4 protein-coding genes and 1 pseudogene are annotated in these 8,960 nt (G+C 44.5%); 1 reads left to right on the top strand and 4 read right to left on the bottom strand.

The window, feature by feature from the left end:
- The 4 genes and pseudogenes from IE070_RS08925 to IE070_RS08910 all read right to left on the bottom strand — a co-directional run.
- A pseudogene (locus IE070_RS08925) lies at nt 1-247 on the bottom strand (transposase); the annotation flags it as partial.
- Between the two features lie 616 nt (nt 248-863).
- Nucleotides 864-1,517: a hypothetical protein gene (locus tag IE070_RS08920; RefSeq protein ID WP_189482596.1), complete on the bottom strand. Its 654-nt coding sequence runs from the start codon at nt 1,515-1,517 to the stop codon at nt 864-866.
- Nucleotides 1,518-2,097: 580 nt separating this feature from the next.
- Complete coding sequence (locus IE070_RS08915) at nt 2,098-3,792, bottom strand: class I SAM-dependent methyltransferase (RefSeq protein WP_189482594.1); 1,695 nt, start codon at nt 3,790-3,792, stop codon at nt 2,098-2,100.
- A 213-nt stretch (nt 3,793-4,005) separates the two neighbouring features.
- The gene (locus IE070_RS08910) at nt 4,006-5,736 is read right to left on the bottom strand and encodes a diguanylate cyclase (RefSeq protein WP_189482592.1); all 1,731 of its coding nucleotides are present in this window, start codon (nt 5,734-5,736) and stop codon (nt 4,006-4,008) included.
- Between the two features lie 213 nt (nt 5,737-5,949).
- Here IE070_RS08910 and IE070_RS08905 point away from each other — a divergent pair, with 213 nt between their 5' ends.
- Nucleotides 5,950-8,625 (top strand): M14 family metallopeptidase, encoded by a 2,676-nt coding sequence (locus IE070_RS08905; RefSeq protein ID WP_189482590.1) that lies wholly within the window; start codon nt 5,950-5,952, stop codon nt 8,623-8,625.
- Nucleotides 8,626-8,960: the final 335 nt, after the last annotated feature.

The raw sequence follows: 8,960 nt of genomic DNA, 5'->3' as shown, positions 1-8,960 counted from the left end.
AGCCTACGAGAAGATTGGATACGGTTAAGGTAACCATAAATATAAAGCTTTAATAAGGTTGCTGGGGATAGCCTGGTCGCCCAGTTTGTTTGGCTGCAACTCTCTCAAAGCCAAGTGAGTCCAGCTGCAATCCATCTACAAATATATCAATTACTCTGACAGGATTACCTTCTGTAACAAAGTCATCCAGCGCTTCAGGTAGTAATGTTATTTGATGCCGGCCCTGACCTTTAATATGATGAGACATAAGTGCACACGTTTATAAATTTACCTATTAGTAATTTTAGTCAAACGGTTGCTGCAAGCATTGTTTTATCAAGAACGATTGATCATAAAAATCTTGTGCTTAGACCAAAAAGTGATCAGCAGTTTTCACACAGCCTGAGCGAAAAGCAGCTGTTCAGATCAGGGGCTCTCGAAAAAACGAATCTCTGGTTTGCCTTATTTGCAGACATTTGTTTTGCAAGAGCCTAGTTTCTCATAACACTTCTACTGAGGTACAAAACTCTGTGAACCACTACAAATTAAGCCCGAGCAGTTGATTTTTATGGGCATTTTGGTCAAATGTTTATACGGGGTTTCAGCAAGATAGATAGACCAGATACATGACAGGACAAAACATTAACGTTAAGCCTGCAGCATCAAAAGAATCAGTTTAAAAATAAAAAGAATAAGAACCAGCCCATTCAACGATCGCCAGACAGTTCGAGATTATGCGAACTTGGCTTCAGGCGAGCTTTACAAATCATGTCACTCTCCAAAATTAAAGATAATAAGTGGCAACGGTATTCAGGACGGGTTACATTTTATAAAAAAGGCGCTTAAGCGCCTTTTTTACTAGGATAAGATTGAATGTAAAAACATTATTTCGCTTTAGTTTTACGACGCAATAAAACCAACCATGCTAGCGATAAACCTAACAAAGAAATTGGTGCTGGCGATGATACGGATTTAGGGTTTGTTGATTCGGAGTAATCAACTTCTAAACGCACTGATGCCGCGTCTGGACTATTGAATCTATTCGCTCCGATCCACTGGTAAGACGTGGTACCTTGTAAGTGCAAGCCGAACCAACCGGTGTTTGCAGCTAAGCCAGCAAGTAAATAATTTTTTACATCGATTGTGTTTGAACCCATGTTAGAGACTACTGAGCCACTAAATAAATTATTTGGTGCATTCCAGAAATGTCCAAGAGTACCATTCGCAGAAAACGACGTTAAATTTATCACTTGTAAACTGTTATTTACGGTGAATTTCAGATATGCATTATTGATAGTCTTACCTAATAAAGCAGAAACATTTACCTGAAGAGCGGTGCGGCTGAAATCTTGAACCTCAACGCCAAAAATTCCATTAAACGAAGAATTGTACATACCAACGTAACCATTACCAGTGTAAACATTAGATCTGGATTGACCTTCGTTAGTTAAATTAAGAATATCGTAGCTAATCAGCGCAGCATTGGCAGATGACATTGTTAAACTTAACATTGTGCCTAACAACAATTTTTTTAACATTAAAATAACTCCAAAATAATAATAAAAAATACACGAATTGTCAAGCAAGTATCACGCCACAAATTAAGTTTTTGATATAAATAACTTATTCACACTAATAGGCTGCAAGCGTAAAATTTACTGACACTTAAATAGTAATACCCTTACTTTTAAAAGGAGCAAATGATCTGTGAGCGTAACAGCAATAACAACTTCAGTGTGATTGCTTTGTAAATCAGAATGGCATCAACTTCGCTAGCTTTTTCTGTTTATCAGCGAAGAGGAGCTCTTTAAACAATGTGGTGAGGTAATCATACGGCTCCAAGCCTTAGGGATCTTATCTATCCAAGCAGCGATACTCGCGACTTTCTGCACTTAGCCAACGAGTTGTTATAGATGCAAAGCTCTCGAAAATAAAGCTCAAAAAACACACAAAATGAGGAAGGCTTTTTCAGTGAATTCCGCTCTGCATTCAAAAGCAGACGTTCGTTGTGAAAAACTTCAATGTCAGCAATTGGCACAGAGCACCTATTCAAAGCCTAGCGCACTCTAAAGCCACTAAACAACTTGCTTTAACTTACGAATATATTGACAGCCAGCATTACCATTCTGCAACTTGCAGCCGTTGTTTTACGCCAACTGCTTGTAATTGTAAGGCCTGAAAGATTTCATCAAAATCCCGACACCCCGAGCTGATATTAGGTAGCGATAAACCCGCTTCAATAAAAAAGCGTTGTTGCTCTTGCTCAGTTTGCCAGGCTTGTTGCCACCATTCGGTAATTAAAGCTCGGGATGTGGCTAAACGGCTTTGGCTGGGAAGGCGATCGCGTTTTACCCGGTTTTCCTGAGTACTTGTAGGTAGTAAATTCCAAAGATCATTATTAGGCCAATAACTAAAGGGAAGACAATGATCGATATCGTATTGATACAGTTTGGTTCCGCTCCATACGCTGCATACCGCAATACCGCTGGCTTTTAACTGCTCTACCTTTTTTCTGACTTTTGCTGTGTCGTGCTGCCGCTCTAACCAGCGCAAATTAATATGATAAGTGTCTAAGGTAAGCTGTCGCTGTATATTTAGCTCATATTTTTGCATCTCAGCAATCCACTGCTGTAGCAACAGCGGTTCAATCCAGCAGCCATATTGGCGAAAACAGTTCCACATTTCTTCGCTTAAAATAAAACTGCCAAAACTATCCAGAAAGGTTTTATCGACTAATACGCTGGCAGTTCGTCTGGTACTGGAGCGTTGTATGTCAAACAGCCGGTTTTCTTTGTTGCCTTGCCAAATGTAGGTAACAGGCCCGCTTTTAATGGTTTTTAACGTATCGGCTATTAGTTGCTGGAACGCCTGCGCATCTTGTCCGCTGTAAAAGTTGCCAATAGCAAAATCATCTGCTGTAAGGTGTTTAAGTAAGCCCCAACCTTTTGCGGTAACAAAACCTAAGCCTTTCGCTGGATCGGCACTTTGCTGAATACCGTTATCGACCAAGCGTTTGAATAAGCGGATCCAATACAGGGCCACTAGACCTAGGGAGACAGCCACTTTGCCATCTTGTTTATCGCACACCGCCCCCGGATGGGCATCGGCAATGCGTACCAAGGTGCGCAGCAAGGCCAATTTATAGGTTGAGGATTTGTTATCATTAACCACGATATGCCGGACTTTACTCAGGCTACCGCTGCCATCATCTGGCAGTTCCAGCACTAAGGTTTGCCAGCTAATGCCAGCGCGGCCGCCACTGTCGGCATTGAGCGGGCTGATAAACCTTAATACTAAGCCAAATTGCTGGGCAAGGTCTGCAACCTCATCCACGCTTACTGTATAGGCTACTCGCTCATCAGTAAAATCACCAAAGCGTAAGCTTAAAATCAAGCGGCCGCCCGGCGAAAGCAGGTTTGCCATTTTACGAAAAGCACGAGCGCGTTCAGAGGGTAAAATATGCATCCACACCGCACTTAACAGTATGGTATTAAATTGCAGATTTAACTGATAACAGGCTTTTAATTCAGGCAAAGTATCGGCTAGCCATTGCACATTTTGTAACTGTGCACTGGCCGTTTTTAGCTGCCCCAGTTTTAATAAATCAGCGGCTGGCTCTACCGCAATAACCTGACAACCCTTTGCTGCTAACCAAGCGGCATCTCGGCCACTCCCTGCGCCAATATCCAATACCATTTGGCTCTCGGGCCAATATTGCCGCCAGCTTTCATGCACGTGTTCAAAGCTAAGTGCATTGTATTGCGCTGCCAATAATGCCGCTTGCTGATGATAATAGAGAATAGTTGTGCTCATGGCTTAGCTAGGGTTGTTAGCGTTATGGGTAACTCTTTTAACAGCTATTGTTAGTCGCTGCAACCATTAGCCGGCAACCTTACTAATGCCGTATATGCTTAGCCGCTAACACACTAGTACAGACCACGACTGCACGACATTTTCCTCATCAACCTACACCACATTTAAGGATGATAATGTTAAGACAATTCTGCTAGCGAGCGTTAGTATAATTTAAATTACCCGATTGCGACCTTGGGTTTTCGCTTGATAAAGATTTTTATCGGCTTGTTGCAGTAATTGATCAATATTCATTAATTCAGACAGTTCTGCCACACCGATACTGATGGTGAGTTGAATGATGCCATCGTCGGTTAAAATGCGTAATTGTGACACGGCAATACGTAATCGCTCGGCTAAACCGTAGGCTTGCTCTAATTGCGTATCGGCGCAAATCACCATAAATTCTTCGCCACCCCAGCGCCCAACAATATCGACATCACGAATTTCACGTACCAGTGTTTTTGTTACAGCCATAAGAACTTTATCACCGTTCAAATGACCAAATTGATCATTAATCGCTTTAAAGAAATCGATATCGAGCAATAAAATGCTGAATGGCCGTTTGTAGCGCTGATACAGTAAACGAGCTTTGTTAAGTTGTTCATCTAACGCTTTGCGGTTGGCAATACCGGTAAGGTGATCGGTAAGCGTAAGTTGTTGTAAAGCATTATTTGTAAGGGTTAAATCTTGCATTAGGGCGCGAGTAAGATTGCTGTAAATACCTAATAACTCCTCGTTTGATAAATTGAATTCATGGCGCTCTTCTTGCTGTTTAGGCTCGGTCTGTACCGCAAAACTGATCTGAGTGGGCTGTTCAGCTAAAAATAACAACGACATACTGTGCGTAAACAAGGCTGCTTTACCGTTGTTGTCCATAGCCATTTCACCAAAACTAAAACTACCACATACGGGAAGCTTGCTCGCGAGGGGCGTAATCTCTTCAACAATGTTGTCTTTTAATAAATCTAAGCGAGCACAACATGAAAACATAAACACCTGTTCGCCTGGAAGAGGGCCTGCTGTCGCAAGGTAGCTGTTATCCAGCAACGATTGCATATTGGCAAACGCTAAGCGTACTTGCTGCCCTATATTGATTTTTTGATTAAAGATAGCACCGCCCTTGGCTGTGGTTTTAACGACAAAGGCGCTGGTTTGGTGCACATCGTCATCGAACAACAACGGAAACATACTCGATGCGGCGGGTAAATGCTTTGCCACGCCAGTGCCTAAATAATGCTGATAAATATCTACCACACTTTGATTATCAATTGAATGCACGTGATTATCGTGCGCGGATGTAATATGCAATGGATTACCAATAGCAAACCAGTTACGTTTTAATACGGAGCGGGCGTGCAGTGCATCGCCATGCAAGGCCGTTAATAAAAAGGCATTTTCGGCTTGTTGCTGCATATCGAACACACAGCAATGCAATTGCTCGCCACTGGGCTGTGCGATAGCACCGGCGATCACGATATCGGGCCGAAGCTGAGTAATTAGCGGTAATAAGTCGGTATGTTGGCTAAATACGTCCGATGAGAACACCAATAAGGCTTTGGTGTTTGGGCACAACAACTGCTGCAACACGGCTAATTTATCGTCTTCACTTGCCGCAGCGGCAATCAAGCGCTGGCTAAGCTGGCTATGCGTAAATTCGGTGATAAACACTGATAACCCTTCTGCTCGAATGCTGTTCTGCTCAATTTGACCATTACTGGTCATGCCGGCCAGAATAGCGTGAGGCAAGGTGTCGCACACGAGCTGTTGCAGCATCTGGATCCACATTTTAGCCTCGCCACTGGCATACGCTTGCATGAGCAAGGTGCCATCACGGGGAATGTCGGCAAAGGCTGAGGAATGAATGGCGGCGGGATGGCTAAAATGCACGATATGGGTTTTCATAAAACGTCTCACTGCATTAACTTAATTAAGTATTGTGTAACAGATGTCGCTTGGCAAGGATGTTTGCCGTAAATAAGCGGGCTTAGTTGGCGAGCGCGAGCCATTGATCAGCCCAGCGTTGCCATTGGTCGCAATAGCTTGATCGGCCTCTTGTTATCTATGTTAGCCACGCTTAAGGTGAGAAAAAACCGTCTATCTCATCAATGGAATTTTATGCGTTTAGTAAAACTGACTTTGTTGGCTGCCAGCCTAAGCTCAGCCATGGCGTTTGCCGCGCCAGAACACACTGTGCCGTATTTCCCGAATAGCCAATACCGCGCTGATGCGGCATCGGTGCCACAATTATTGGGCCACCACTTTGGCGAACGTATTTCAGAACCGGCCGATATCTCGCGTTTTTTTGAGCTGCTTGCTAACCGTTATCCCGATCAGATCAAACTGGTACCCTATGGCAAAAGCTGGCAAGGCCGCCCATTATTTTATGCCGTTATTGGCAGTGCCGCGAACATCGCTAATCTGGCTAATATTGAAGCAGGTATGCGCCAACTGGCTGATCCCGCTAGCGTAAGCATCCCTGAAGCAAAACAGCTTATTGCCTCAATGCCCGCCAGCGTATGGATCGCCAGCAGCTTACACGGTAATGAAATTAGCCCAGCAGATGGTGCTATGGCCTTAGCCTATCATTTAGTCAGTGATAGCAGCGCGCTCACCCAGCAAATTCTAAGTAACACCTTAGTGTATATCGATCCGCTACAAAATCCGGATGGGCATCATCGGTTTGTCAGCCGCTATTACGCCACGGTTGGGTTAGAACATTCTCCCGATCGCTTATCTGCCGAGCAAAATGAGCCTTGGCCCAATGGCCGAACCAATCATTATCTCTTTGATATGAATCGCGATTGGATTTCGCTCACCCAACCTGAAATTGCCAGCCGGGTAAAGGCCATGCAGCAAATGTATCCGCTTATCTTTGTCGACTCCCATGAAATGGGCGGTGATATGGGGTATTACTTTAGCCCTGAAGCTGAACCATATAATCCGCATATTCAAGCCAATCAGCGTTCGGTGTTACAAAACGTGGGACAAAATAATGCGAAATGGTTTGATGAACTCGGTTACGACTATTTTACTCGCGAGATTTTTGATGCGTTCTACCCAGGCTATGGCGCCAGCTGGCCACTGTATTATGGCAGTGTCTCGATGACGTATGAAATGGCGTCGGCGCGTGGTCATCACTATCGTATGCAAGACGGTACTATTTTGACCTTTGCTGACGGTATTCAGCGTAACTTTGTCGCCTTTAAATCCACCCTAGAAAGTGCCAGTAATCAAGCCAGTCAATTATTAGAGAATTTTTATCAATATCGGCTAAATGCCAGCAAATTAGGCGAAAAAGACGGTATTCGTAGCTATTTATTTGCTGCAGATCGGGATCGGGCTGGCCATCAAAAGTTGATGGGCGTGCTAACACAACATGGTATTGCAGTAGAGCAGGCACAAGAGCCGTTCCGAGCTTGTGGTAAAGAATACCAAACCGGTAGCTATATTATTCGCACTAATCAACCCAGCTATCATTTAATGCGCACCTTGCTAGACGATACGGTGCCCATGGATGAGGCATTTATCGCGAAACAAGAGCAGCGCCGTGCCAATAATTTGCCAGATCAAATTTACGATGTCACCGCTTGGTCGCTACCGTTAATGTATAACCTAGAAATGCAACGTTGTAATCAAGCTCCGCGTTTCGCCAGTAATAAGGTGGGGCCTGAAACCGTGCTGGCGGGCAGCGTAACGAATCCCGAGGGCAAATATGGTTTTGTTGTGCCTTGGGGCGATATGGCTGCCGCACGTTTTTTAAGTGGCGCCTTACAACAAGGGCTTAGTTTGCGCAGTAGCGATTTAGCCTTCACCCATCAAAATGGGTCGCGTTATCCTGCCGGCACCTTGGTGTTAAGCCGCGCCAATAATCCAGAGAACTTAACCGCAAAGATCACCGAACTGGCCTTACAAAGTGGCGCCCATGTTGAAGGGCTAGACAGCAGCTGGATCACCGAGGGGCCTAATTTTGGCTCCAACAATGTCCCAGCGGTTCCTGCCATTAATATTGCCATGCTATGGGATGAACCCACCAATCCGTTGAGTGCGGGTAGCGCACGCTTTGTGCTAGAACGTGGCATTAATTATCCGGTGACAGCGATTCGCCCAGCGCAATTACGTAATGCCGATTTAAGCCGTTATCAGGTCCTTATTTTGCCGGCCACCGGCCGTGGCAATTATCAACAAGCCTTAAGCGCGAGCGGCCAACAAAATATCCGCCAATTTGTCGAGCGTGGCGGTGTATTAATTAGTTTAGGCAACGCCACCAGCTGGCTTATTGAAGGTGAAAACCCGCTGCTAAACAGTAAGCAAGAATACCAAGTAAGCGAACAAGAAAAGCTGGCGACTACGGCTAAAGTCCCTGGCAAGGTGCTAGCAGAGCAAACGGATGCCGAGCAAATGTTAAAACCTTATCAAGCGGATCCTGATTGGGTACCCGGCTTTATTGCTAATGCCACCGTCGATGAAAACCACTGGCTAACGGCAGGTATTGCACCGCAATTACGCAGCCTGTATGTCGGCAATCAAATTTACCAACCGCTGCGGATTAGTGATGGTAGAAACGTGGTCAGCTTTGCAGGGCCAAAAACGCTGTTAGCCGGTGGCTTTGTATGGGAAGAAAACCGCCAGCAAATAGCGCATAAACCGCTGGTTATGGTGCAAGCCCATGGCCGTGGCCAAGTCATTGCCTTTACGCAAGAGCCTAATTTCCGTGCGTATGTTGATGGCATGCACTTGCTGTATATCAATGCCGTGTTCCGCGGTGCCGCCCACGCCGGTGCCCTGCGCTAAAAAATCCACACGCCATAGCCACTTGCTATGGCGTTATTCCCTTCTTGCTAACACGTGATTAAAACTAGCAGACCTTTTGTTGGTTTTATCACGTACTCTTCTATACTCATTCAGTACAAATAATCACCACACAGATATTGCCAAAAAAAATTAATAACCTATAATTGTCAAAATCTGGCAAATTAAACAAATTACTCAATTTAGTTGATTTTATGAATTTTAGGCTTTTTGGCCTTATAATCAATAAGGCAGGTTAAGAAATCTGTTCTTGCAGGTTATTAACCCAGAAAAACTACCGAGTATTAATTTATATAAATTCAGCGCGTTTACACTGC

The sequence above is a fragment of the Alishewanella tabrizica genome (assembly GCF_014652375.1).
Lineage (GTDB): Bacteria > Pseudomonadota > Gammaproteobacteria > Enterobacterales > Alteromonadaceae > Alishewanella > Alishewanella tabrizica.
The sequence above is the reverse complement of the archived record's forward strand: the minus strand, read 5'-3'. Positions and strand labels throughout refer to the sequence as shown.